The following is a 24,557-nucleotide window of genomic DNA, read 5'->3' on the forward strand; positions in this document are numbered from 1 at the left end:
GGGGTCGGGCTCACCGACGGGCGCCGCCGCCGCCGTCCAGGACAGACCCGGGGGCGCCGAGGCCCGCAGCGCGGCCTGTTCCGCGACCCAGTCACCAGTTCGTCCTTCTTCAGCGACGCCGCGCGGATGTCCTCGGCGTTAATCTCCACCAGCATCTCCAGCAGCTGGCCCTTGGAATGCGGATGCAGGAAGGCGGCGTCCGGCGTCCAGTGCGCGGCGATGTCGGCCCCGCAGACATCGCCGCGTTCCGCCGCCTCGGCGCGCCCCTGCCGGCGCACGTCGTCCGTCCGCGTTTCCCTGACATCCAGACTGATCGCGGCGAGCTCGGCGAGCAGGGCCCTCTGCTCCTCCTCGGGCAGCAGGCCGATCCAAGCGAGGACGGTGTCGCCAGAAGCCTGCCAGGCGGCGGGTCGGTGATCTTCTGCGTGAGGCCGGAGGGCGCGAAGGCGGACGTTAGCCGGCGCGGGCCAAGGACGGCGTGCGGCGATCGACCGGGGCCGTGGGCCGGCCTCAGGCTCCGGCCGCCCCGGCTGCGGGGGAATGCGACGCCGCCCCGACCCGACCGTCGGCGATCTGGATCACGTCCTGCGCGATCAGGTCGAGGTCGCGCGGATCGTGGGACACCAGGATCATCGGCAGACGAACCTCGTCGCGCAGCCGCAGCAGATAAGGGGCGAGCCGCTCCCGGCGCGCCGGGTCCAAGCCCGTGAAGGGCTCGTCCAGAAGGAGCAGTCGCGGCCGCGCCGCCAGCGCGCGGGCCAGGGCGACGCGACGCGCCTCTCCGCCCGAGAGCCCGGCGGGTCGTCGGCGCTCGAAGCCGCGCAAATCCATCAGGTCGAGCGCCTGGGCCACGGTCATCTCGTCTCCGCCGTAGGATCGCGAGAAGGCGATGTTCTGTTCGACCGTCAGGTGCGGGAACAGACGAATGTCCTGGAACACATAGCCGATCGCGCGCCGGTGGGCGGGTCGGCGCGTCACGGCGTCATTAAGGACCGTGACGTCGTCGATCGCTATCCGCGCGGAACTTTCGGCAAGCAGACCGGCGAGACCGTGGAGGAAGGTCGTCTTGCCGCAGCCGGACGGGCCGACGACCGCCACGGCGTTGTCCGTGCTCTCGAACCCGATATCGAAGCTGAAGTCGCCCCGACGGCCCGTGGCGTGACAGGCGAGACTCATGCGCCGCGCGTCCGCAGGATGCGCCGGTTGGAGATTTCCGAGCCGATGACGGCGAGCACGGAGACCAGAACGGCGATGACGGCCAGGCGCATCGCCGCTCCATCGCCCTCGGCCCGCTGCAGGGCCGAATAGATCGCAACGGGCAAGGTCTGGGTCTCGCCGGGAATGGCCCCGGCGAAGGTCACCGTGGCGCCGAACTCACCGAAGGCTCGCGCGAAGCCCAGCAGGGTCGCCGCCACCAGTCCCGGCGCCGCCAGCGGCAGGGTGATCCGGGCGAACACGGCCAGGCGGGAGGCGCCCAGCACGGCGGCAGCGTCCTCAAGGCCCCGGTCCACCCCCTCGATCGCGAGTCGAAGGGGCCGAACCACCAGCGGCAGGGCCATCAGGGCTGCGGCCAGCGCCGCCCCGGTCCAGTGAAAGGCCAGCGTCACGCCGAACAGATCGTGGAGGACGCGTCCGACCGGTCCCCGGACCCCGAACAGGCTGAGCAGGATCAGCCCCGTCACCACCGGCGGCAGGACCAGGGGGAGGTTGACCGCCGCCTCAAGGATCCAGCGCCCCGGAAACCGCCCGCGCGCGAGCAGCATCGCCAGACCCAGACCAAGCGGGAGGCAGACGATCAGGGCGGCGGTCGCCACCTTGATTGACAGGCTCAGGGCCTGGAGCTCGAAGTTGGACAGGGGCTCGAACATTCAGGCTGCGGGCATGAAACCATGGCGCCGGAACACCGACGCCGCAGCCGGCGTGGCCAGATAGTCGAGGAAGGCCTGCGCCTTGCGACCGCCGCCGGTCACTTCGGCCGCCGGATAGACGATGGCGGGCTGTTCGGCCGCGCGCGGCTCCATAACGATCCGTATGTCGGTGCGGCGGACGACGTCGCTGCGATAAACCACCCCGAGCGCCGCCTCGCCCCGCGCCACGAAGGCGCGCACCGCACGCACATCGGCCCCGAAGACGAGACGGTCCTTGACCGCGGCCCATCGCCCGGACGTCTGGAGCCAGGTCCGGGCGTAGGCCCCGGCCGGCACGCTGTCGGGATCGCCGATCGCCAGACGGCCGCCCTGGGCCAGCGGCGCGAAGGGATCCGTTTGGTCGGCGGCTCTGGCCTGAGCGATCACGACCAGGTCGTTGCGCAGCAGGTTCACCCGCCGTGTGATCCGCCCCGCCGCGCCCAGGCGATCCATCCATTCGGAATCCGCCAGGATGACTACATCGGCCGGAGCGCCGGCCTGCACCTGACGCGCCACTGCACCGCTGGCGCCGAACGACAGGCGAACCGCGGGTCCCTCGTTCCGCTCGTAGTCTGCCGCGAGTTCGGTCAGGGCGTCGGTCAGGGAGGCGGCGGCGAAGACTGTCACGGTCGCCTCCGGCCGCGGCGGGGCCGCAGGCGTGCAGGCCGCCAGGGCGATCAACGCCAGGCCGATCACGGCCGCCGACAGAGATTTGCGGTTCAGCAGAAAAATCTCGACGCCCTTTCACGAACACCCGTTATAGTCGCTCGAACATGACGGTCATCTACCAGTCTGACAAGGCGACCCCGATCGACCTCGGCGCTGCGGCCCCGCTGGTGGATCCGTTCGGCCGCACCATCAACTACGTCCGCATCTCGGTGACGGACCGTTGCGACCTGCGCTGCCTCTACTGCATGGCCGAAAATCCTGTCTTCCTGCCCAAGGCCGATCTCCTCAGTCTGGACGAGCTCGAGCGCATGTGTGGCGCCTTCATCGATCTCGGCTGCCGCCGGATCCGGTTGACCGGGGGGGAGCCCTTGGTCCGCAAGGGAATGATGGATCTGGTGGCCGCCCTGTCGCGCCGCCTCAGGGCCGGGGATCTGGAGGAGATCACCCTCACCACCAACGGCACCCAGCTCGCCCGCCACGCCGAAGCCCTGGCCGGCCACGGGGTGCGGCGCGTCAACGTCTCCCTGGACACGCTCGACCCCGACAAGTTCCGGCGCATCACCCGTGGCGGCGATCTGGCGGCGGTGATGGCCGGGCTGGAGGCCGCCCGGGCGGCGGGCCTGAGCGTCAAAATCAACACCGTCGCCCTAAAGGGCGACAACGCCGATGAAATCCCCGACCTGATCCGTTGGGCCCACGGACTGGGCATGGACATCACCCTGATCGAGACCATGCCGATCGGCGAGACCGGCGCGGACCGAACGGATCAGTACCTGTCGCTGGCGACCGTCCGCGAGACCCTGGGTCGGATCTGGACTCTCACCCCCTCGACGCGACGCACCAGCGGCCCCGCACGCTATATGACGGTGGAAGAGACCGGCGGAACGCTCGGCTTCATCACCCCGCTCAGCCATGTGTTCTGCGAGGCCTGCAACCGCGTGCGGGTGACCTGCACCGGTCAGCTCTTCCTCTGTCTGGGCCAGGAGGATCAGGCGGATCTGCGCCAGGTTCTGCGCGACCACCCGGGAGACGACGCGCCGCTGCGCGAGGCGATCCGGGCGGCTATAGCCATCAAGCCCAAGGGACACGACTTTAGAATAGACCGTCCGGGCGCCGCGCCGGCGGTGTTGCGCACCATGTCAACGACGGGAGGATGAGATGGCGGTCGTGAAACTGTTCGGGACCCTCGGCGACATCGCCGGCTGGTCCGAGGCGACGCTCGACGGCGCGACCCTCGGCCAGATCAAGGCGGCGGCCGCGGGCGACAACGCGCGCCTCGCCGACCATCTCGATCATCGGAGCACCCTGGTGATACTCAACGCCACCCTCACCCCCCACAGCCTGCGCAGCGACGACCTTCCCATAGCACCCGAAGACGAGGTGGCGTTCGGCTCTCCGGTCGGCGGGGGCTGAGCATGATCCGCATCACCCGGGACCCGCTCGACGCGGCCGCCCTTTTGCAGGGCTTCTGCCGCGATCGCTTCGACACCGGGGCGGTGGTCTCCTTCACCGGCCTGACGCGGGCACGCACGGGCGACCGGACTGTCGACACCCTGACGCTGGAAGCCTACCCGGGGTTCACCGAACGGGTGATGGAGGCGATCGAGGCCGACGCTCGCGCCCGCTTCGAGATCCAGGACGTTCTTGCCGTACACCGCTGGGGCGCGATCGCGGTGGGAGAGCCGGTGATCTTCGTGGCGGTGGCCGCCGCGCACAGACGCCCCGCCTTCGAGGCCGCAGACTTCCTGATGGACCATTTCAAGACCCGGGCGCCGTTCTGGAAACGGGAAGACGGTCCGGACGGCCGCCGCTGGATCGAGCCCCGCGACCAGGACCACGCCGATCTGGCCCGCTGGGCCGAGGAGACCAAATGACCGACACCCTTGCCGACATTGATCTGCCCGCCCCCGGCGGCCGCCTCGTCGATCTGCCCTTCACCCCGGTGCGCATCGCCGTCCTCACCGTGTCGGACACCCGTGACGAGGAGAGCGACACCTCCGGCAAGATCCTTGGCGACCGGATCGTCGAGGCGGGCCATCTCCCCGTCCTGCGCGACATCGTGCCCGACGACGTCGAGGCCATCCGGGCCCGGGTTAGGCGCTGGATCGCAGACGGGGCCGTCGATGCGATCATCACCACGGGCGGCACCGGCCTGACCGGCCGCGACGTCACGCCCGAGGCGCTGGAACCCCTGTTCGACAAGCGGATCGATGGCTTTTCGGTGATCTTCCACCAGGTCAGCTACCAGACCGTAGGCCTGTCCACTTTGCAGTCCAGGGCGACGGCGGGCCTGATCGACGGCGTCTTCGTCTTCTGCCTGCCCGGCTCCAACGGGGCGGTTCGCGACGGCTGGGACAAGGTCATCCGCTGGCAACTCGACAGCCGTCACAAGCCCTGCAACATGGTCGAACTGATGCCCCGGCTGCTGGAGCAATGATGGCGGATCCGAACGCGCCCGCCGGGACCGACCTCACCCATATCGACGCCGACGGGCGCGCCCGCATGGTCGATGTCTCGGACAAGGCGGTGACGACGCGCGAGGCGACGGCGCGAGGCCGGATCGTAATGCGGCCCGAGACCCTGGCGCTGGCCCTGTCGGGCGGCGGAACGAAGGGCGACGTCCGCGCCGTGGCGGAGATCGCCGGCGTCATGGCGGCGAAGCGAACCTCCGACCTGATCCCGATGTGCCACCCCCTGATGCTGACCTCGGTCAAGGTCGCCGTCCGGCCGACCGACGACGGTTCGGGCCTCGAGGCGACGGCGACGGCCCGGACCCAGGGTCAGACGGGTGTCGAGATGGAGGCCCTGACGGCGGCCTCCGTCACCCTCCTGACCCTCTACGACATGCTCAAGGCCGTCGACCGCGAGATGACGATCACCGACATCGCCCTCTTGGCCAAGTCCGGCGGCGCCTCCGGCGACTGGGGCCGGCCGTGAGCCTGCCTTCGGTCGAGACCGCTCGCACGATTATGCTTGCGGGGATCGTTCCGCTGGCGGCGGAAGCCGTCCCCCTTGCCGAGGCCGACGGAGGCTGGCTGGCGGAGCCGGTCACGGCCAGACGCGATCAGCCGCCCTTCGACGCCTCGGCCATGGACGGCTGGGCCGTTCGCGGCGCCGACGTCGGACCGGGCGCGCGGCTCGAGATCGTGGGCGAAAGCGCCGCGGGCCACGATGCGGGCGTGACCCTTCATCCGGGCCAGGCCGCCCGCATCTTCACCGGGGCCGCCCTCCCCCCCGGCGCCGATCGGGTGGTGATCCAGGAGGAGGCCGAACGCGACGGCGAGAACGTCGTCCTGACCGCAGCCCCGGACACCCCGGCCTGGGTCCGTCCGCGCGGCTGCGACTTCCAGGCCGGCACGGTCCTGCTCGAGGCCGGGACCCGGCTCAATCCCTGGCGTCTGGCCCTCGCCGCCTCGGCGGGCCGCGCGACGGTCGTCTGCCGGCGCCGGCCGGTGGTCGCCCTCCTCTCGACCGGCGACGAACTCGTCGCCCCCGGAACCCCCGCCGGCCCGCACCAGATCTACGACGCCTGCGCCCCGGCCCTGACGGCCTTCGTCCGCCGCAGCGGCGGAACGGTCGTCCACCTCGGCCCGGCCCGGGACGACGAGGCCTCAATCCTGGCCGCCGTCGACGGCGGCGCCTTCGATCTTCTGGTGACGGTCGGCGGCGCCTCCGTCGGCGACCACGACCGCGTCAAGCCGGCGATCCGCTCGGCGGGCGGGCGGCTCTCGGTCGAAGGCGTCGCCGTGCGCCCCGGCAAGCCCGTCTGGTTCGCGCGCCTGGCCGACGGCCGGCCCCTGCTGGGCCTGCCGGGCAATCCCGCCTCAGCCCTGGTCTGCGCAGAGCTGTTCCTTGGTCCCCTGATCGCGGCCCTTCAGGGCGGCTTACCTAACCTTGAGGTCGACCGGGCGGTGCTCGCCGGTCCGCTCGCGGCCAACGGCCCCCGAGAGCACTATATGCGCGCCGTGATCGAGACCGGGCCCGACGGCGTCCGCCGCGCGCGCCCGATGACCGACCAGGACTCCTCCCTCGTCACGGTCATGGCCGCCGCCAACGGCCTTGTGCGCCGCCCCGCCGGCGCGGAAGGGCTCCGGACCGGGGCGGAGGTCGAGGTTCTCATCCCGGCGCGCTGAGCCCAGCGGGAGTCCTCCTTGTCATAGGCCTGCCGACAGGCGTCGACGCCTCGGGAAGTCGCACCGCACCAGGAGGCCGTCCAGCTCGAGATTGCGCAGGGTGAGGGCCGGCATCCTTGGGCGCCCAGCCGCCGCGGACCGTCCAGGCGTCACGAGAGACGGGCGGTGATGCAGATTTCAACGGATCGCCCGGTGCGGTGACGTGGGGGACGCCTTGATGCGCCCTCTTGTCATTGCGCTGATCCCCGTTCAGCCGCCGAGTTGCGCCCGCAAGGCGACGGCGTCATGAACGTTCGACATGTGGGTGAAACGTCCGTCGCGCACGCGGTAGACCGCGAACTCGTTGATCTCGAAAGCCTCGCCCGTGGGCTCGAGTCCGAGGAACGGCAGCACCGGCGTGCCCCGGTTGATCAGCCGGACGGCCAGGTCGTCGCCATTCGCCCCGAACTCCTGGACCTCCCAGAAAAGGTCCGGCACGGCCTCGACCAGGCCAGAGATGGCGGCGATGACCTGATCGCGGGTCGCGCGGTCGCCGAAATAGACGATCTCGTCGCTGACGAAGGCGTCCAGGCGCTGGAACTGGCGCGCGTTAAGCACCTCGATGTAGTCGGCGTAGAATTTTCGGGCGTCGAACGTGGACATTCTCATCATCCTCTGGCTCCGGACCGGAGCCCTTCCGGTGGGGGGGGGAAGCGTTTCGCAGAGACCCGCCACGGGACGAGCCGCGCCCAGACGCGAAAATCCGGCGCGCGATCATCTCCGCTATTATGTAGCGGTCACTGCATAAACAGATAGAAACGTTGCCAGCGACGGGTCAATCGATTTATGAAGTGATCGATGCAAAAAGAACGCCAGCCCGCAGACGAGACGCGCCCCACGCCCGTGGCGGGCGTGCGGGGCCGGCCCCGCGTCTTTGATCGCGACAGGGCGCTGGCTGAGGCGACCCGGCTCTTCTGGCGCAAGGGCTATGAGGCGACGTCCATTGCGGACCTGACACAGGCAATGGGTGTCGGCACGACCAGTCTGTACGCCGCCTTCGGCTCCAAGGACGCCCTCTACGCCGAAGCCCTCCAGCATTATGTGGATACCTACGGCGATCTCGCGCTCGGCCGATTCCGAGCGGCGGCGACGGCGCGCGAGGCGGCCTCCGCCTACCTCCTCGACTCTGCGGCGGTCCTGACCGGGTCGGTTCCCGACCTTCCCAGAGGCTGCATGGCCACCTTGGCTACGGTCTCAAGCGAGGGCCATGAGGCCCTGGCCGACGTCGTGCGCCTCAATCGTCTCGGAGGCTTTCACATGCTGCGGGACCGTTTCGCCAGAGGCGTCGATCAGGGCGACCTCCCCCCCACGACGGATGTGTCCGGTCTCGCGACCTTCATCCAGACCGTTCAGAGCGGAATGTCCATCCTCGCCCGGGACGGGGCCGACCGGGCGGCTCTGGAGCGCGCGGCGGAGATCGCGCTGTGCGGGTGGGACCGGTTTGTGGACGGCGCCTGAGGCCTCCGCTCCGGCGCGGCGGTCCGGCATTCCCGTGCGTTCGTCCCGGAGTCTTGTCCATTCCTCTTTCTGTCGGCTCGATGCGGCGTGTAGGACGGAGAGGGAACAGGAGGGCCTCGGATGCTGGCGCGTGTCGGACCGGTGAAACTGCGGCTGCAGGTGATGAGCGCCGAGACAGGCGCGATGGGTCCGGGCAAGGCTGCGGTCCTGGAAGCGATCCGGACGCATGGCTCCATCACAGGCGCGGGACGCGCCCTCCGGATAAGCTACAAACGCTGCTGGGCCTTGGTAGACGAGATGAACCGCTGCTGGCGCACGCCCCTCGTGACAGCCGTTCGGGGCGGTCCGACCCAAGGCGCTCTTCTGACAGAAGAAGGCGCGCGAATCCTGGAGGCCTTCCGCGCCCTTGAGCAGCGGCTGACGGCGGCGACCCGCGACGATCCCGCCTATGCGACGCTGGTCGACCACCTTCGCGACACGCCCCTGCCCCCCGCCGGCTCCTGACCCCCGCTTCGACTTGACGGATATCCGTTCGCCCTTCGATATGGCCGGATGAACATATCGGTCGGCCCATCAGGGATTTCGAAACGCGGCGGTTCTCCCGGCGGAAGGCTCCGGGCTCCTTCCCGGAGCTCCCGCCGATCTCTGGCGGTTCGGCCCGAAGCCTGGACCGCGCCCGGGATCGACGCGCCCCGGCCCTGCAGCGGTCCCGCTCCGCGTCGCGAGGAAAGATGAGCGACTGGTACACCGCGGGACTCGAGGACGACATGCGGCCGCGAATGTTCGCGGCCGCCGACCGCGGCGACGCCTTCGCCCTGGTCACCATCACGGCGGCCGAAGGCGGCGGGCCGCGCGGCGTCGGCGCCCAGATGGTGGTCACCCGGGAGGACATGGGCGGCTTCCTGTCGGGCGGCTGCATCGAGGCCGACGTCGCCCTGCACGGTCGCGAGGTCCTGGCGGCTGGCGCGCCGAAGCGGGTCGTCTACGGGCGCGGCAGCCCCTATGTCGACACCCGACTGCCCTGCGGCGGGCGGCTGGAGCTGCTCGTTGAACCCGTCGCGCCCGAAGATCCGATCGTCGCGGCGCTCAAACGGGCGCGCGACGACCGTCGCCTCGTCACCCTGATTTCCGACGGTGAGCGTCGAACCGTCGTGGACGGTCCGGCCGACCATCCTGACCGCCTGCGGGACTATGCGCCGCCGCAACGGCTGGTCGTCATCGGCTCGGACGCCTTCGCGCTCGCCATGGCCTCGGCGGGTCAGGCGCAGGGCTGGCAGGTCACCCTGGTTCGTCCCAAGGGCCCCGAGACCCCGCCGCCCCTGGCCGTCGATTACCGGCGCGACGACCCCGCCGCCGCCCTGGCCGCCCTGCGGCTGGACCCGTGGACCGCCGTCGCCATCGCCACTCATGACGTCGATCTCGACCACGCGGCCATCACGACCGCGCTCGGCCGGGACACCGGATATGTGGGCGTGCTCGGCGCGCGCCGGCGCCTGCCCGACCGCCTGGCGCGGCTGGCGGCGGACGGCGTGACGGCCGGTGACCTGAAGCGGCTGCACGCCCCTATAGGCCTGAAGATCGCCGCCCGCGCGCCGCACGAGGTCGCCGCCGCCGTCATCGGCGAGATCATCGGTTCGCGCGCATGAGCCGGCACGCCCTGGTCCTGGCCGGCGGCGCCGGCCAACGGTTCGGCGGAGCCAAGCTCCTGGCCGACTGGCGCGGCCGGCCGCTGGTCGTCTGGTCCGTCCAGACCGCGCTCGCGGCGCCGGTCGACGGCGTCGTCGTCGTGGTCGGATGCCGCGCTTCCGAGGTCCGCGCCGCGCTCGACGATCTGGCCGATCCGAGGCTGCGGCTCGTGGAGGCGCCCGACTGGGACGACGGACTGTCCGCCTCTCTCCGGGCCGGCGTCGCCGCCCTGCCCCCGAAAGCCGCAAGCCTGGCCGTCTTCCTCGGCGACATGCCCCTGGTCGACCCGTCCTCGGCCGCTCCCCTGTTCGACGCCGTCGAGGCCGGGGCCGTCGCCGCGCGCCTCGACCATGCCGACGGGCCGGCCCACCCCATCGTCTTCGGGCGCGCGTTCTTCCCGGACCTGTTGGGGATCCGCGGCGACCGGGGAGCGCGGAGCCTGCTCGCCGGCCGCGCCGACGTCGCCGTCTTCAACACCGCGGACGACGGGGCCGTGTTCGACGTCGATCGTCCCGAGGATCTCGACCCTGCGGTCGGCCCCGCTTCGCTCAGAGCAGGTCCTCGATCCTGATCGGCATCTTGCGGACCCGCACGCCGGTGGCGTGGAAGACCGCATTGGCGACCGCACCGGCGACGCCGACCATGGCCACCTCGCCCAGTCCCTTGGCGCCGATCGCATTGATGACCGGGTCGGGCTGATCGATCATGCCGACCTCGATGTCCCCGATGTCGGCGTTCACCGCCACGACGTAGTCGGCCAGATCGTTGTTGAGCCAGCCGCCGTAGCGCGGATCCACCTCCGTCTCCTCGCGAAGCGCCGCGCTGACGCCCCAGACGACCCCGCCCCGGACCTGGCTCTCGGCGGTCCTCGGCGACACCACCCGCCCGCAGTCGGCCACGCTGACGACACGGGGGACGCGGATGCGACGCGTCCGGGGCTCGACCCGAACCTCCACGAAGTGGGCGATGTAGCTGAAGCTGGTGAACTCCGGATAGACCGGGCCGGAGATGGCCATGCCCCCGGCCCGCAGGGTGGCGAGGTCGCGCGGTCCCTGTCCCGGCCCAACCCGGGAGATCTCCACCTCCACGAACGGCCGACGGACGGCGGCCAGCTGCTGGTGCAGGTTGCCGGACACCGCCCGCCCCTCCAGAAGCTCGGCCATCCGCGCCTTGAGAGCGGCGGCGGCCTCCCCGGCCGCGGTCGCGCCGCTGGCGGTGCCCCAGGATCCCGCCGTCACATGCTGGGCGGCCACCGAGGTGTCGCCGATGCGGATCTCGAGCTTGCGCGGGTCGATGTCGAGCGCGCGGATCAGCACCTGTTCGAGGGTCGAGCGAATGCCCTGTCCCATCTCATGGGCGGTGGCCGAGAAGCGCGTCGTCCCGTCCGCGCTCACCCTGAGGGTGGCCTCGGCGGGGTGCGTCAGCACCGGATAGGCGCCGCTGGCCATGCCCCAGCCGACCTGGACGCCGTCCTCGAGCCCCATGGACGCCGGCGCGAGCGGCCGGTCCCGCCAGCCGAACCGACGCGCGCCCTCGCGGATGCAGGCGTTCAGATGGCGCGAGGACAGGGGCTTGTTGTGGATCGGATCGGTGGTGGCGTCGTGGCGAAGCCGGAACTCGACAGGATCGACCCCGAGTTTCAACGCCAGTTCGTCGACGGCGCTTTCCAAGGCGAAGGCCTGCGGGTGGGGATGGGGCGCCCGCATGTAGCCCGGCGCCTGGGTGTCGATGCGGATGTTGGCGGCCGTCCCGAGATAGTTCTCGACCCCGTACATCTGGGTCGAGGATTCATGGTACTCGGGCGCGAACTGACCGCGGCGGGACTGCTGGTGATCCGCGTCGTAGCGGATGGCGACCAGCTTTCCGGCGGCGTCCGCCCCCAGCTCGATCCGGTGCCGGCTGCGCGGCCGGTAGGTGGCGTTGTGGAAGATCTGGGCCCGGGGCACCACGATCTTGACCGGCCGCCCGATCAGGACCGCAGCCAGCGCCGCCAGACTCGTCTGCCGCTGGGCGAACCCCTTCTGACCGAATCCGCCGCCGACCGACGGACTGCTCACCACCACCTTCGCCGGGTCCAGCCGCAGATTGCCCGCGATGGCGCCCTTGACCATGTTGCTGCCCTGGGTGCCTTCGTAGACCTGGAGCCGTCCGTCGGCCCAGACGGCCGTGGTGGACAGCATCTCGATCGGATTGTGATGCTGGTTCGGGCTGAAATACTCTCCGCTTAACCGCGTGACCGCCCCGGCCAGGGCCGCGTCCGCGTCTCCGGCCTTTACGTCCTCCACGGGCTCGCGCACGCCGCCCTCGCTGTCGATCAACGGCGAGAAGGCGGCGGCCTCGTAACGGACCCGCACCGCTTCCATGCCCTCGACCGCGGCTTCGTGGCTCTCGGCCACGACGAGGGCGACGGGCTCGCCCCGATAGGAGATCCGGTCCACGATCATGGGCGGCGGCGGCGGTCCGCCCGGCCCCGGAGGCGGCGGCGCCGGGCAATCGGCCGCCGTCAGGACGCGCACGACGCCAGGAACCGCCAAGGCGGCGTCGGTCTCGACCTTCCCCACCCGACCGCGGGCGATCGTCGAGGTCACCATCATCCCGTAGAGCAGGCCCTCGAGCGCCACGTCGGCGGCGTACTTGAGGCGACCGGTTACCTTTTCCCGGGCGTCGACCCGGGGGCGGTTCGGAAAAGGAGCGGTGGTCATCTCAGATCCTCCTCGCCGCGATCATCAGGGCGTCGGCGACGGTGCGCGCGCCCAGTTCGATCTTGAAGCCGTTGTGGCGCCCCGCCACGGCCCCGGCCAGGGCCGCATGCCCGGCCTCCAGAGCCGTCTCCGGCGTCAGGCGGCGACCCACGAGGCCCGTTTCGGCGGCCGTCGCCCGCCAAGGGCGCGTCGCCACGCCGCCGAGCGCGATCCGCGCCGCCGTGATCCGGTCACCCGACGTCTCCAGCGCGACGGCGGCGGAGGTCAGGGCGAAGGCGTAGCTCTCCCGGTCGCGGATCTTGTGATAGGTCGAACGCCGTCCGGCCCGGGTCTTGGGCACGACGATGGCGGTGATCATCTCGCCGGGCTGGAGATTGAACTCCAGATGGGGCGTGTCGCCCGGCAGACGATAGAGCCGCTCGATCGGGAGGGTCCGCCGCCCCGCAGGGCCCAGAACCTCGACCTCGGCGTCCAGGGCCGTCAGGGCCACCGGCCAGTCGCCCGGGGAAACGGCATTGCAATGCGCGCTCTGCCCCAGCACGGCCTGGCCGCGATCGAGCCCCTCGAGGGCGGCGCAGCCGGAGCCCGGCTCGCGCTTGTTGCACGGATAGGCCCCGGCCGGTCCGTTGCGGAAATAAAGGCAGCGCGTGCGCTGAAGCAGGTTGCCGCCCACGGTCGCCATGTTGCGCAGCTGTTGCGACGCCGCCTTCGACAGCGACTCGGCCAGAACCGGATAGTCGCGCAGCACCACGGGATGGGCCGCGACGGCGCTCATCGGGGCCAGAGCCTCGAACCTGAGACGCCGTCCCCCGGTGTGGATCCCGTCCAGGCCGCGGATCGCGGTGACGTCGACAAGGTGGCCGGGCTGCTCGATGTTCAGCTTCATCAGGTCGAACAGGGTGGTGCCGCCGGCGATATAGCGGGCGCCCGCGCCGGCCGCGGCGAAGGCCGCGACGGCCGCGTCGGGCGTTTCGGGCCGGGCGTAGGTGAAGCGTCGCATCAGCCCCTCCCCCCCTGGCGCGCGACGTCCTCGATGGCGGCGACGATGCCGACATAGGCGCCGCAGCGACAGATGTTGCCGCTCATGTACTCGCGGATGCTCTCGGGGCTGGTGGCGTTGCCTTCGCCCACGCAGGCGATGGCGGCCATGATCTGGCCAGGCGTGCAGTAGCCGCATTGCAGGGCGTCGTGGTCGATGAAGGCCTGCTGCATGGGATGCAGGCGGTCGCCGTCGGCGACGCCCTCGATGGTGGTGACCGCCCGGCCGTCGACCTTCGCGGCCAGGGTCAGGCAGGACACCACCCGCCGGCCGTCGACATGCACCGTGCAGGCGCCGCATTGGCCGTGGTCGCATCCCTTCTTGGCGCCGGTGAGTTTCAGGGTCTCGCGCAGCATGTCGAGCAGGCTGGTGCGGACATCGATCCCCGCCTCCACGGCCTCGCCGTTGACGATCGGCCGGACGACGAGGTCGGCGCCGAAAGCCCGAGCCGTGACCGGCGCCGCCTGGGCCGGGCTCTCCGCCCGGGCGGCGGGGCTCGCCAACACGGCCGCAGCCACGCCGCCCACGCCCAGGGCGCCGCGCCGGGTGAGGTCGAGATCGTGATCAGGATCGTCGGGTCGGTCGGTCGGGCGCATGGCGTCTCTCCCTGGTCGTGAAGGCGGTCGTGCCGAAAGCTAACCTGAGGCGTCCGGCTCCGTCCGAAGCGATCGTCTCAAAGGGCCGTTCGATCGTCCTGTCCGGCCCGCAACAGGCGACGCCGGTATTCCGTCGGCGCGTGACCCGACCAGCGCCGGAAGGCCTTGCTGAAGGCGGCCTCGGACTCATAGCCGGCCGCAGCCGCCAGTTCGGCGAGCGGCACCCGGCGCGTCGCCAGATCGCCGGCGGCGCGGAACATCCGGTGACGGGTCAGGTAATCGAGCGGGGCCTGGCCGGTGACGGCGCGGAACCGGGCGGCGAACCGGGACCGCGACATGCCGGCCTCGCGCGCGAGCAGTTCCACCGACCAGCGGCGTTCCGGCGTCCGGTGAATGGCCGAAAGGGCCCCGGAGATCTCGGGATCCGCCAATCCCCTCAGCCACCCCGCCGGCGCCTCGCTCGACGTCAGCTGTCGCCGGATCACTTGTGCGAGCAGCAGGTCCGCCAGCTTGCCGCCGACGCCCTCCGCCCCGGGCGCGCGCGTGCGGATCTCCCGATCCAGCAAGCCGGCCAAGGCCTGGAGGTCCGCGTCCGACCGCGCCACCATGACCGACGGCAGCCCTTGCAGGAACGGGTTGGGGCGGGGATCGTGGAAGGCGAAGACGCCCGAGATCAGGACGGTTTCCGGAGCGCCTTCGCCCAGTACCAGATCGCAGGTCTTGAACCGTTCGCCGGGGCTCCAGCGGCCGAGGCCTTCACGGGCCACGATCTCGCTCCAGGGCCGGGTCCGGGCGCCGGGGCCGGACAGGAGCAGATGGGGATCGCCGTGCGACAGAACGGCCACGTCGCCCTCCCCGAGCCGGCGGGGCTCGCCGAGCGCGTCGGCGACGACCCATGCCTCTCCGCTCACAACCAGATGAAACGGGGCGCCCTGAAGGTCCGGCTTGGCGTAACCCCAGTCGCCTCTCAGCGTCATGCGCGAGAAGACCACGCCCTGCAGGCGCAGATCCGAGAAGACGTCGTCAATCAGCGCCAATCCGTCCCTCCTTCACGCGCGTGCGCAACGGCGCCGGCGCCGCGGACGCGCATCGATCCAAGCGCGGTCCCGCTCAGAGCTCACGCCCCAGAAGACGATCGACCGACCAACGGCCGCCGCCCTGCACGGCGATCCACAGTGCTATAAAGCCGAGGATCAGGGGATACTCGACGCCCCGGTCGATCCAGGGATAGATCGGCCCCAGAGCCAGGCAGATGACCGCCATCTGCACGGCCAGCATGGGGGCGAACAGCCGGGTGGCGAACCCGGCCGCGACGGCCAGGCCGCCGAAGGTCTCCAGCAGGGCGACAAGGGCCGCGAGTTCTGGCGCGAAGGGCAGACCTAGGACGTTTCCGATCAGGTTCGTGGAGCCGGCCATGGGGTCCGCCATCGATCCGTGAGCGGTTCCCAGCAGCTTCGGCACGCCGTGGGTTACGATGGTGAGGCCGAAGGCCGCGCGCAGCATCGCCGAGGCGACCGGGCCCGCGACCGCATAGAAGGGCCCCAGGGCGGGAATGAGAAGCCGGGCGTCTCGCCCGGCCGGGCCGCGCGGATCGGGGATGGGCAAGCGGACCTCCTGCACGCCGTGGAAACAGGAGGGTCAGGGTAGCTGGTTCGCGGGAGACGACTAGTCCGGCGATCCGGACATCACTATTCCGAAATATTGAACAATCCGCTACCAGCCGGCCATGGACCGGATCGACATCATGCGCCTCTTCGTCCGCATCGTGGAGCGCGGCAGCTTCACCGCGGCCGCGGTCGACCTCGGCCTGCCGCGCGCGACGGCGACCACGGCCATCCAGCGGCTGGAGCGCGATCTCGGGGTTCGTCTGCTCGAGCGCACGACGCGCCGCGTCAGGCCGACGCTCGACGGCGCCCTGTACCAGGAGCGCTGCGTCCAGCTGCTGGCGGACCTCGACGAGGCGGAGACCATCTTCCGCAACGCCGAACCCCGCGGCCCCCTGCGTGTCGATCTCCAGGGCACGCTCGCCCGCTTCTTCGTCTTGCCGGCCCTGCCGGACTTCATCGCCCGCTACCCCGACATCACCCTGAATCTCAGCGAGGGCGACCGGATGGTCGACCTGGTCGCGGAAGGCGTCGACTGCGTCCTGCGCGCGGGCGACCTGCCCGATTCCGGCCTCGTCGGACGCAAGGTGGCGAGCTTCGAACAGGTCACCGTGGCGAGTCCGGACTATCTCGAGCGGCACGGCGAGCCCCTGACGCCGGACGACCTAGAAGGTCATCTGATGGTCGCCTATACGGCCTCGGCGACCGGCAAACCCTATCCACTGGAGTTCGGGGACGCCCCTCTCGTCCGCGAAGTCCCCCTGCCCTTCAAGATCGTGGTGCGGGGCGCAGAGACCTATACGGCCGCCGGCCGGGCGGGCCTTGGCCTGATCCAGATCCCGCGCTACCGCGTCGTTCGCGAGATCGCGGCGGGCGCCTTCCTGCCGGTCCTCGCCGAGACGCCGCCGCCGCCGATGCCGGTCTACGTCCTCTATCCCCACAACCGGCATCTCTCGTCGCGCCTTCGCGCCTTCGTCGACTGGATCGCCGAGGTCTTCCGGGTCGCCGCGCCCGAGGGAACCGGTTCCGGGGACTGAACGCCCTGAAGGCGGTCCCGGCGCTGTCGAAGGGGGCCGCGATCGCCATCCCGGGACGCCGCAGGGTTGGCCGAAGTGGGCGAGCGGGAGGATCAGGCAAATAAATCCGATGATCCGATATATTGTCGGAGGCCGTCCCGGCCGATGCTGCCGGCCCTGGAGCAGGTGTTCGAAGGGCTTTTGATCGTGACCCGATCTCCGAAATCGACGAACGCCGGTCCCGTCGGGACGGACAAGCCGCGACGCCGGCTCTTCACGCGTCGGCGCGTCCTGACCACGGGCGGGGTGGTCGTCGGCGGCGCCCTCGTGCTGGGCACGGCCGGCGCCAACATCACCCGCATCCTGGGCGCCGGCGCGGTGCGGCCCGAGGACAGCCCGTTCGGCCCCTACCTCCGCATCGAGGCCGACGGTTCGGTGATCGTCGCCAACGCCTTCCAGGAAATGGGCCAGGGCGTCCACGCGGGGCTGGCCGCCATCGTCGCCGAGGAGCTGGACGCCGACTGGGACCGGGTGCGGGTCGAGACCGCCCCGGCCAACGCCGCCGTCTACGGGGTCCAGGGCACGGCGGGCTCCAACACCATCGCCACCTCCTGGGACCGCATGCGCAAGGTCGGCGCCGCGGCGCGGGCCATGCTGGTGCAGGCCGCCGCCGCGCGGTGGAACGTGTCCCCCGCCCGCCTGACGGTCGCCGACGGCGTGGTCCGGCACGCCGCGTCCGGCCGGTCCGCCGGCTTCGGCGAACTCGTCGGGGCGGCCGCGGCGTTCGAGCCGCCGCAGGACCCGCCCCTCAAGCGGCCGAACCAGTTCACCCTGATCGGCACGCCCCGCGTCCGGCGGCTGGACAGCCTGCCCAAGAGCACCGGCGCCCAGATCTACACCCAGGATGTGCGCCTGCCGAACATGCTGACGGCCATGGTCGCGCGCTCGCCGCGCTTCGGCGGCCGGCTGCGGCGGTTCGACGACCGCGACGCCCGGCGGGTCCCCGGCGTGGTCGACGTCTTCGCCATCCCCACCGGGGTGGCCGTGGTCGCCGAACACGCCTGGGCCGCGCAGAAAGGCCGCGAGGCCTTGCGGATCCTGTGGGACGACAGCGAGGCCGAACGCCGCTCGGACGCCGAGATCGCCGCCTGGTATCGCGACATCGCGGACGGGCGGGTCCAACACGGCTCGACGGCCTTCGGCGCCAAGGGCGATCCGGACGCCGCCTTCGCGGGCGACCTGTTCGAGACCTCGATGACCCTGCCCTTCCTCGCGCACGGGCCCATGGAGCCGCTGAACTGCGTGGCCCAGGTCGACGGTCTCGACGTGACCCTCTGGTCCGGGACCCAGCTCCAGACCCCCGACCAGGTGGCCGTGGCCGCGGCCATGGGCACGGCGCCCGGACGGGTGCGGATCAACACCCTGTCGGCCGGCGGCTCGTTCGGGCGGCGGGGGGTGCTCGGGGCGCATTATTCGGTGGAGGCGGCGCGGATCGCCCGCCGCACCCAAGGACGGCCGGTCAAGGTGCTGTGGAGTCGCGAGGACGACATGGCCGGCGGCGTCTACCGCCCCATGGCGCACCACAAGATCACCGTCGCCGTCGATGAGGCCGGCTATCCGAAGGCGTGGCGGCACCGGGCGGTCGCCCAGGCGCTGCTCCCCGTCGTGCCGCCACAGCAGACCATCGAAGGCGTCGAACCGTCGCCTTATCTTGAGTTCGCAGAAACCGTCGACTGTCGCGTCTACAGTCCCCGGCTGGCGATCTCCACGGGCTTCTGGCGATCGGTGGGCCACTCCCACACCTTCACCGCGCTCGAGCACGCCATCGACCAACTGGCGCGACGGGCGAACATCGATCCCGCCGACTATCGGCGGCACATCTATTCGCGCGTCAACGCCCGCTCCTATCTGGACGTGCTCAACCTGGCCTGCGAGCGGGCCGGCTGGGGCGGGCCGATAGAGTCGGGGTGGGCCCGCGGCCTGGCGGTCGGCCGATGTTTCGGGACGACGGTCGCCCAGATCGCGGAAGTGACCCTCACCCCGGCCGGGCCGCGCGTCCGCCGCGTGGTCGCGGCGGTTCACTGCGGCATCGCCGTGGCTCCCGACCTCGTGGCCGCGCAGATCGAGGGCGGGATCATCTACGGCCTGAGCGCCGGCCTCTACGGTGCGGTGCGCTTCCGCGACGGGATCGTTCAGAACCCGAACTTCAAGGATTATCGCTCGGTGCGCATGCATGAGGCGCCCGAGATCGAGACCTACATCGTGCCCTCTGCGGACCCGCCCACGGGCGTCGGCGAACCCGGAACCCCGCTGATCACTCCCGCCGTCGCCAACGCCCTGCTCGTCCTGACGGGCAAGGCGACGCGGCGCACCCCCCTCATCGAGGCCTGACCCATGCGCTACACCCTCACCGTGAACGGGGCCGCCCATGTCGTGGACGCCGATCCCGGCATGCCGCTGCTGTGGGTGCTGCGCGATCTCCTGGGGCTCACGGGCTCCAAATACGGATGCGGTGTCGCCCAGTGCGGAGCCTGCACCGTGCACATCGACGGGTCTCCGCGCCGGGCCTGCAGCGTCGCGGTGTCGGCGGTCGACGGCGCCGTGACCACGATCGAGGGCGCTTCGGGGCCGGTGGCGGAAGCTATCCGGGCCGCCTGGGTGGCGCGGGACGTGCCCCAGTGCGGCTTCTGCCAATCGGGTCAGGTGATGAGCGCCATCGCCCTGCTCAACGCCGTCCCCCGTCCGGACGATGACGACATCAACGCCGCGATGACGGGCAACATCTGTCGTTGCGGGACCTACGGCCGCATCCGGGCGGCCATCAAGGACGCGGCCGCCGCCGCAGGAGGCTGAGATGGCGCGTGAACCCGGTCGCCGCAGTTTCCCGCGCCGCCACCCGATTCTCACCGGTCTGGCCGTCCTGATCGTCGGCTTCGTCGCCTGGTCGTCAGTAAACAGCTACCTCCACCGGCCCGAACGGGAGGACATCGCCCCGGTCGAGGCGACGCGCGCGATCGATCATCTTCAGCCGGTCGCCGCCTTCGCCAGCATCCCCGACGAGGCCAGCCGGTCCGTCGCCCTCTTCAATGAGGCCGGGCGGGTGATCCAGCATCCCCGCTGCATGAACTGCCATCCGGTCGGCGATCGCCCGACGCAGGGCGATCGGATGCGGCCGCACGAGCCCTGGGTCACGCGCGGCCCGGACGGTCACGGCGCGCCGGGGCTGGAATGCAAGACCTGCCACGGCTTCACCAATTTCGACCCGTCCGGCGTGCCCGGCGATCCGCACTGGGCCCTCGCGCCGGCGGACATGGCCTGGCAGGGCAAGACGCTCGGCGAGATCTGTCGGCAGATCAAGGACCGCGCGCGCAACGGCGACCGCAGCCTCGATGACATCGTGCGCCACATGGCCGAGGACGGGCTGGTGGGCTGGGCCTGGAACCCCGGCGGCGCCCGCACCCCCGCTCCCGGCACCCAGCAGGAGTTCGGCGCGCTGATCCGCGCCTGGGTCTCCACCGGAGCCCAGTGCCCGGCGTAACATGCGCCCGTTGGAGGCAGGCGCGCTCGGCCGGCGGCCCGCCCCGTTCGGGGAGTATGCGGTCCACGCCGCTCTGTACGCCTATGCGGCCAGCGCTCCGATGGCTTGGTCCGCCTGGGCGATCGCCGCATCGCGCTGTTCGGGCCCGACCAGAATCCCCTCGGCGATGACAAACTCCGGCGTCACCCCGATGAAACCGAAGACGGTGGTCAGATAAGTCTCGGCATGCTCGGCCGCCCGCCTTCCGGTGTCGGCGCCATAGAAGCCGCCCCTGGACACCGCCACGATCACCCGCTTGTCGCCCGCCAGCCCGACCGGGCCCGCCTCCCCGTATCTGAAGGTCCGGCCCGCCACCAGGATGCGATCAATCCAAGCCTTAAGCTGGCTGGAGACGTTGAAATTGTACATCGGCGCCCCGACCACGACGACGTCGGCGGCCAGGAACTCCTCCAGCACCGGCGTCGTCTGCTCCGCCGCCGGCAGGTCGGCCAGGGTCAGGTGCCCGAGCGGCTCCGCGGCCAGGTCGCGATAGGTCGTCTCGAGCGCCGGATCGCCTTCGCGCAGGCGCGCCACGATGTCCGCCGTCAGCTTGCGGCTGACCGATCCGTCGCCGGTGATGGCGCTGTCGATGTGCAGCAGTTTCATTCTGTAACTCACTTCCGGTTTGTGCCCGGTGACGGAAGTGCGATAAGGGCCGACCGCCCGCAAGACGGCACATTCTAGTAACCCAAGGCACACCCAGGTGACCGACAACGCCATCGCCCACACCGCAGAACAGTGCATGCGCGTCAGCGACGTCCTGGCCCGGGTCGGCGACAAATGGAGCATCCTGGTCATCGCCGCCCTCGGCGAGCGCCCCTACCGCTTCAATGAACTGAAGCGGGCGATCGAGGGCGTGTCCCAGCGTATGCTGACCCTGACGGTGCGGGGTCTGGAACGCGACGGCTTCATCACCCGTACGGTGACCCCCAGCATCCCGCCGCGCGTGGACTACGCCCTGACCGACCTGGGACGTTCGGTGCTTGAAGCGGCCCGGACCATGGGCGAGTGGGCCGCGACCCACCGCGCCACCGTCGAGGCGGCGCGCCAGGCCTTCGACGCCCGGGCCGCGGAGGCCCTGTAGTCAGATCGCCAACTGGTCGCCCCTGAGGGTCAGAACCGGCACGACGATCTCTTCCTCATCCCACAGATGACGGTTGATCAGGCGCGTTCCGCGTTCGACCCGGTCGGCGAGCGCTCCGGCCAGCGGTCTCAGATCCGTTGTCGCCCCCGCCCGGAGCAAGGCGTTGGCGTCGTCCGCCATCCCCGCCAGCAGCGCCTCGATCTGGTCGTGGTCCCGGTCAAGCAGGGCGAAGCCCTCCGTCATGCGCGGTTCCGCCGCCGTCAGGAGCGGGAAGGCCTGGCGGGTCTCCCGCTCGTGGTGATGGTGCAGATGGGTCAGCATCTGTCTCAGCCGGGGCGTGGCCGCGCCGCGGTAATCGGCCGCCTCGATCCGTCCTTCGCGCCACAGGGCGCCGATCTCGCCCAAGGCCGTCATCTGTCCCCGGAACCAGTCATGGACCTCTAGCCAGTGACGCGCCGTCGGATGGATCTCCAGGGCCGGCCACTGCGCGCGCGGATAGACGGCCTCCAGATAGCGGAAGGCCTCCGGCAGGGCCTGGCGCGTAACCAGATTGTCCGAAAGCGCCCACGCCTTGTCCGGAGGACTGGGCGGGCCTGGCCCAAGCTCGGGCATCGTCGATCTCCTCAGCCGTGATCACAATTATCCCTACCCAGATGGCGCCGGCTCGCGCCCGCCCCAAGAAGGCACAGCTGTGTGACTGTCCCTCGTCGCCCGCCTCGCCGTGTCTCGACGGGGTTGAGCGCCCAGGAGACGCTCGCGGCTGCCTGGTTCAACGGCCCGGCCACATCTCCAGGAACGTGTCGGCTATGTCTCGCAATTCCCGCTCGTCGGCTCCGCTACCGGCCGCGACCAGCAGGCCGTCCGTGGCCGCCTTCAGGGTCAGCGCGAGGCGCCGTGGCGTGTAGGGCGGCGGGATGTCGCCGTCCAAAGCGGCCCTTTCGAAACGGGCGATGAGTTTTTCGCGCCAGAATCGGCTGCGCTGCACGACGAAGTCTCTGACACTCTCGTCGCCGGGCGCATGGCTCAAGGAGTGGACGATCCCCATGCTGCCCTTCGGATCGCTCGTATTCGTTTGAAGGGCGATCGCGCCGGACAGCAGATGCGCCGCGACGCCGCGCGTGGTCGGCTGCTTCAGCGCGTCGGACATATAGGCGGTCTTCTCCCGCTCGTAGAGATCCATAACCTGACGGAACAGGCCCTCCTTGTCGCCGAAGGAGGCGTAAAGAGTGGCGCGGCTGATCGCCATCGCCTCGATCAGCGCACCGATGCTCGCGCCCGCGTAGCCGTGCCGCCAGAAGATGCGCATCGCTGCCACGAGCGCCTCCTCGTGGTTGAACTGCCGGGGCCGCCCCCGCGCCGGAAAGGCCTTCGGCAAGCTGGTCGGCTTGGTCTCGATCCTGGCGCCCGTCATGCAGTCCCCGCAGCCCGGTTGATTTTTGGAACGATCGGTCTAGTCTCGGGTTTTGGAACGACCGGTCTGGAAAGACTTGTCCCACCCCCCCGGTCCATTCGCAACCAGAAAGGCGACCATGTCCTACACTCCTCAAGAAGCTGAAAACCTGCGCATCGTGACGGACGCGCTGACCCAAGCGGCGGGCGATTTCACCAAATTCTTCGACGCGATCTTCGCGCCCGACGTCGAATGGACCATCGCCGGTCACGGTCCTGTCGCCCGCACCTATCACGGCATGAAGGATCTGTTCGACAATGCCGAGGCCGCGCTCTTCGCCCGGTTCTCTGAACCGCTGGCGATCACGACCCGAGGCGTCTGGGCGGACGGGGACGAGGTGTTTGCCCGCATCGACAGCCGCAGCCGCGCCCTGGACGGCGAACCCTACCGCAACGGCTACATGTACATCATGACCCTGCAGGACGGGAAAGTCGTCTCCGGCATCGAGTGGCTCGACCTGAATGCCTATTATGAAATCGTCGGGCGCGTAGCCGTTTAGGCCTCGGGTCCGCCTCCGGAAGGGGCGACGGGGAGACGTCCCCGCCGCCGCCTCCCCAGGCAGCGCGGCGCGGGTCAGCCCAGGCGCAGTTGAACGAGGTCCTCCGAGACATCGAACAGTTTACGCGCGACGGCCAGGTCGAGAGCCTGCGGCGGAATCTGCGCCTCCGTCGGGTGGCCACGGGTTCCGCCGAGCCGGTCAGGTCCATAGTAGACCCCGCCCTTCGCCTGGGGCGCGGTCGCGGCGAACAAGGTCGGCAGGGCGCCCTGCGCGACCGGTTGGAACAGAAAGGGCAACAAGCTCCGAACCCGTCCGACAGTGCTGGATCGGCCCGGCGCGTTGAGCAGCAGATTGGTGCGGGATATCCCCGGATGCGCGGCGAGGCTTTCCACGCCCCAGCCTCCGGCCTCGCTCCTGCGCTGGAGCTCCAGAGCGAACATCAGGCAGGCGATCTTGGACTGGGCGTAGGCGGTCATCGGCTTGTAGTTTCGCCGGGCGTTCAGGTCGTCGAAATCGATCTGCCCCTGGACCGCCGCCAAGCTCGACAGGCTGACCACGCGGGACGCACGGCTCTGTCTGAGCAGAGGAAGGAGATGGGCGGTCAGGGCGAAATGTCCCAGATAGTTGGTGCCCAGCTGAAGCTCGAAGCCGTCCGATGTTTCCTGCCGGGTCGGCGGCGTCATCACTGCGGCGTTGTTGATCAGGATATCCAGGCCGGCCCGCTGATCACGCAGACGCTGGCCGAGCTCGGCGACCGACGCCAGGCTGGCCAGATCCAGCAGTTCAAACCGAACGTTCGCGGCCGGCGCCTCTCTCCTGATCCGCGCGACCGCCTCGGCTCCGCGTTCGGAATTGCGGCCAGCCATGATGACCTCGGCGCCGGCCTTGGCCAAGGCCAGCCCGTCTTCATAGCCGAGCCCGCCGAAACCCGTCACGAGCGCCGAACGGCCCTGCTGGGAGGGGATGTCGTTCGCGGTCCATTTGGTCATGACTGTCTCCTGGCGGGCCGCCCTTCGGCCCTTGCAGCCATGAAAACTTGCGCCTACCCCGCCCAAACACGAATACCTGAAGCCCCGGGGTTATTGCCTGATCTTACGG

At 70.4% G+C, this 24,557-nt stretch carries 29 protein-coding genes; 16 read left to right on the top strand and 13 right to left on the bottom strand.

Going from position 1 to position 24,557, the window contains the following annotated elements:
* Positions 1-510 precede the first annotated feature (510 nt).
* Genes FKQ52_RS08735 through modA form a run of 3 tightly spaced genes read right to left on the bottom strand, consistent with a single transcriptional unit; the run spans position 511 to position 2,534 of the window.
* Positions 511-1,176: an ATP-binding cassette domain-containing protein gene (locus FKQ52_RS08735; protein WP_141626828.1), complete on the bottom strand. Its 666-nt coding sequence runs from the start codon at positions 1,174-1,176 to the stop codon at positions 511-513.
* Positions 1,173-1,868: a molybdate ABC transporter permease subunit gene (modB, locus tag FKQ52_RS08740; RefSeq protein ID WP_141626829.1), complete on the bottom strand. Its 696-nt coding sequence runs from the start codon at positions 1,866-1,868 to the stop codon at positions 1,173-1,175. Before modB ends, FKQ52_RS08735 begins: the two co-directional genes overlap by 4 nt.
* Positions 1,869-2,534: a molybdate ABC transporter substrate-binding protein gene (modA, locus tag FKQ52_RS08745; protein ID WP_205750732.1), complete on the bottom strand. Its 666-nt coding sequence runs from the start codon at positions 2,532-2,534 to the stop codon at positions 1,869-1,871. It abuts the gene before it with no gap.
* Between the two features lie 146 nt (positions 2,535-2,680).
* On the opposite strand from modA, the gene moaA reads away from it, so the two are divergent.
* From moaA to glp, 6 genes are read left to right on the top strand one after another with little or no spacing between them, the layout of a single operon-like run.
* Complete coding sequence (gene moaA, locus FKQ52_RS08750; protein WP_141626830.1) at positions 2,681-3,733, top strand: GTP 3',8-cyclase MoaA; 1,053 nt, start codon at positions 2,681-2,683, stop codon at positions 3,731-3,733.
* 1 nt (position 3,734) lies between these two features.
* Entirely contained in the window at positions 3,735-3,989 is a 255-nt protein-coding gene (locus tag FKQ52_RS08755) for a MoaD/ThiS family protein (RefSeq protein WP_141626831.1), read from the top strand.
* Positions 3,990-3,991: 2 nt separating this feature from the next.
* Complete coding sequence (locus FKQ52_RS08760) at positions 3,992-4,450, top strand: molybdenum cofactor biosynthesis protein MoaE (protein ID WP_141626832.1); 459 nt, start codon at positions 3,992-3,994, stop codon at positions 4,448-4,450.
* Positions 4,447-5,013: a molybdenum cofactor biosynthesis protein B gene (gene moaB / locus FKQ52_RS08765; RefSeq protein WP_141626833.1), complete on the top strand. Its 567-nt coding sequence runs from the start codon at positions 4,447-4,449 to the stop codon at positions 5,011-5,013. Before FKQ52_RS08760 ends, moaB begins: the two co-directional genes overlap by 4 nt.
* On the top strand, positions 5,013-5,513 hold the full coding sequence (gene moaC / locus FKQ52_RS08770; RefSeq protein ID WP_141626834.1) for a cyclic pyranopterin monophosphate synthase MoaC: 501 nt from the start codon (positions 5,013-5,015) through the stop codon (positions 5,511-5,513). The genes moaB and moaC overlap by 1 nt, the downstream gene beginning before the upstream one ends.
* Positions 5,510-6,709 carry a gephyrin-like molybdotransferase Glp gene (gene glp / locus FKQ52_RS08775; RefSeq protein WP_141626835.1) on the top strand — a complete coding sequence of 400 codons (1,200 nt, stop codon included), beginning with the start codon at positions 5,510-5,512 and terminating at the stop codon, positions 6,707-6,709. The genes moaC and glp overlap by 4 nt, the downstream gene beginning before the upstream one ends.
* 249 nt (positions 6,710-6,958) lie before the next feature.
* Here the strand turns inward: glp and FKQ52_RS08780 are convergent, their stop codons facing one another.
* On the bottom strand, positions 6,959-7,351 hold the full coding sequence (locus tag FKQ52_RS08780) for an ester cyclase (RefSeq protein WP_141626836.1): 393 nt from the start codon (positions 7,349-7,351) through the stop codon (positions 6,959-6,961).
* Between the two features lie 195 nt (positions 7,352-7,546).
* Between FKQ52_RS08780 and FKQ52_RS08785 the strand changes: the two genes are divergently transcribed.
* From FKQ52_RS08785 to FKQ52_RS08800, 4 genes are all read left to right on the top strand, one after another.
* Positions 7,547-8,206 (top strand): TetR/AcrR family transcriptional regulator, encoded by a 660-nt coding sequence (locus tag FKQ52_RS08785; protein WP_141626837.1) that lies wholly within the window; start codon positions 7,547-7,549, stop codon positions 8,204-8,206.
* Between the two features lie 120 nt (positions 8,207-8,326).
* Positions 8,327-8,710 carry a winged helix-turn-helix domain-containing protein gene (locus FKQ52_RS08790; RefSeq protein WP_141626838.1) on the top strand — a complete coding sequence of 128 codons (384 nt, stop codon included), beginning with the start codon at positions 8,327-8,329 and terminating at the stop codon, positions 8,708-8,710.
* 227 nt (positions 8,711-8,937) lie between these two features.
* Positions 8,938-9,852 (top strand): XdhC family protein, encoded by a 915-nt coding sequence (locus tag FKQ52_RS08795; RefSeq protein ID WP_141626839.1) that lies wholly within the window; start codon positions 8,938-8,940, stop codon positions 9,850-9,852.
* The gene (locus FKQ52_RS08800) at positions 9,849-10,463 is read left to right on the top strand and encodes an NTP transferase domain-containing protein (protein WP_141626840.1); all 615 of its coding nucleotides are present in this window, start codon (positions 9,849-9,851) and stop codon (positions 10,461-10,463) included. The genes FKQ52_RS08795 and FKQ52_RS08800 overlap by 4 nt, the downstream gene beginning before the upstream one ends.
* Here the strand turns inward: FKQ52_RS08800 and FKQ52_RS08805 are convergent.
* The 5 genes from FKQ52_RS08805 to FKQ52_RS08825 form a co-directional block, all read right to left on the bottom strand.
* Positions 10,441-12,594: a xanthine dehydrogenase family protein molybdopterin-binding subunit gene (locus tag FKQ52_RS08805; protein ID WP_141626841.1), complete on the bottom strand. Its 2,154-nt coding sequence runs from the start codon at positions 12,592-12,594 to the stop codon at positions 10,441-10,443. The two genes, FKQ52_RS08800 and FKQ52_RS08805, sit on opposite strands and share 23 nt — an antisense overlap.
* 1 nt (position 12,595) lies before the next feature.
* Positions 12,596-13,594 carry a xanthine dehydrogenase family protein subunit M gene (locus FKQ52_RS08810; protein WP_141626842.1) on the bottom strand — a complete coding sequence of 333 codons (999 nt, stop codon included), beginning with the start codon at positions 13,592-13,594 and terminating at the stop codon, positions 12,596-12,598.
* Positions 13,594-14,229, bottom strand: coding sequence for a (2Fe-2S)-binding protein (locus FKQ52_RS08815; RefSeq protein ID WP_141626843.1), 636 nt, complete (start codon positions 14,227-14,229; stop codon positions 13,594-13,596). The genes FKQ52_RS08810 and FKQ52_RS08815 overlap by 1 nt, the downstream gene beginning before the upstream one ends.
* Positions 14,230-14,306: 77 nt before the next feature.
* The gene (locus FKQ52_RS08820; RefSeq protein WP_141626844.1) at positions 14,307-15,266 is read right to left on the bottom strand and encodes an AraC family transcriptional regulator; all 960 of its coding nucleotides are present in this window, start codon (positions 15,264-15,266) and stop codon (positions 14,307-14,309) included.
* Positions 15,267-15,339: 73 nt separating this feature from the next.
* The gene (locus FKQ52_RS08825; protein WP_205750733.1) at positions 15,340-15,834 is read right to left on the bottom strand and encodes a DoxX family protein; all 495 of its coding nucleotides are present in this window, start codon (positions 15,832-15,834) and stop codon (positions 15,340-15,342) included.
* Between the two features lie 121 nt (positions 15,835-15,955).
* Between FKQ52_RS08825 and FKQ52_RS08830 the strand changes: the two genes are divergently transcribed.
* From FKQ52_RS08830 to FKQ52_RS08845, 4 genes are all read left to right on the top strand, one after another.
* Entirely contained in the window at positions 15,956-16,870 is a 915-nt protein-coding gene (locus tag FKQ52_RS08830) for a LysR family transcriptional regulator (RefSeq protein ID WP_141626845.1), read from the top strand.
* Between the two features lie 144 nt (positions 16,871-17,014).
* Positions 17,015-19,240, top strand: a complete 2,226-nt coding sequence (locus FKQ52_RS08835) for a molybdopterin cofactor-binding domain-containing protein (RefSeq protein WP_141626846.1) — start codon at positions 17,015-17,017, stop codon at positions 19,238-19,240.
* 3 nt (positions 19,241-19,243) lie between these two features.
* Positions 19,244-19,702 (top strand): (2Fe-2S)-binding protein, encoded by a 459-nt coding sequence (locus tag FKQ52_RS08840; protein ID WP_141626847.1) that lies wholly within the window; start codon positions 19,244-19,246, stop codon positions 19,700-19,702.
* 1 nt (position 19,703) lies between these two features.
* Positions 19,704-20,387, top strand: coding sequence for an Isoquinoline 1-oxidoreductase subunit (locus FKQ52_RS08845; protein ID WP_141626848.1), 684 nt, complete (start codon positions 19,704-19,706; stop codon positions 20,385-20,387).
* An 81-nt stretch (positions 20,388-20,468) separates the two neighbouring features.
* On the opposite strand, the gene FKQ52_RS08850 is transcribed toward FKQ52_RS08845, so the two are convergent.
* Positions 20,469-21,032, bottom strand: a complete 564-nt coding sequence (locus FKQ52_RS08850) for an FMN-dependent NADH-azoreductase (RefSeq protein WP_141626849.1) — start codon at positions 21,030-21,032, stop codon at positions 20,469-20,471.
* 97 nt (positions 21,033-21,129) lie between these two features.
* On the opposite strand from FKQ52_RS08850, the gene FKQ52_RS08855 reads away from it, so the two are divergent.
* Positions 21,130-21,510, top strand: a complete 381-nt coding sequence (locus FKQ52_RS08855; RefSeq protein WP_205750734.1) for a helix-turn-helix domain-containing protein — start codon at positions 21,130-21,132, stop codon at positions 21,508-21,510.
* Here FKQ52_RS08855 and FKQ52_RS08860 read toward each other — a convergent pair whose 3' ends face one another.
* Both FKQ52_RS08860 and FKQ52_RS08865 read right to left on the bottom strand, forming a co-directional pair.
* The gene (locus FKQ52_RS08860) at positions 21,511-22,122 is read right to left on the bottom strand and encodes a hemerythrin domain-containing protein (RefSeq protein WP_141626850.1); all 612 of its coding nucleotides are present in this window, start codon (positions 22,120-22,122) and stop codon (positions 21,511-21,513) included.
* A 157-nt stretch (positions 22,123-22,279) separates the two neighbouring features.
* Complete coding sequence (locus FKQ52_RS08865; protein ID WP_141626851.1) at positions 22,280-22,921, bottom strand: TetR/AcrR family transcriptional regulator; 642 nt, start codon at positions 22,919-22,921, stop codon at positions 22,280-22,282.
* 118 nt (positions 22,922-23,039) lie between these two features.
* On the opposite strand from FKQ52_RS08865, the gene FKQ52_RS08870 reads away from it, so the two are divergent.
* Complete coding sequence (locus FKQ52_RS08870; RefSeq protein WP_141626852.1) at positions 23,040-23,459, top strand: nuclear transport factor 2 family protein; 420 nt, start codon at positions 23,040-23,042, stop codon at positions 23,457-23,459.
* Positions 23,460-23,533: 74 nt separating this feature from the next.
* Here the strand turns inward: FKQ52_RS08870 and FKQ52_RS08875 are convergent, their stop codons facing one another.
* Positions 23,534-24,448 carry an SDR family oxidoreductase gene (locus tag FKQ52_RS08875; protein ID WP_141626853.1) on the bottom strand — a complete coding sequence of 305 codons (915 nt, stop codon included), beginning with the start codon at positions 24,446-24,448 and terminating at the stop codon, positions 23,534-23,536.
* Positions 24,449-24,557 lie beyond the last annotated feature (109 nt).

It is taken from the genome of Brevundimonas sp. M20 (assembly GCF_006547065.1).
In the GTDB taxonomy this organism is placed as follows: Bacteria; Pseudomonadota; Alphaproteobacteria; order Caulobacterales; family Caulobacteraceae; genus Brevundimonas.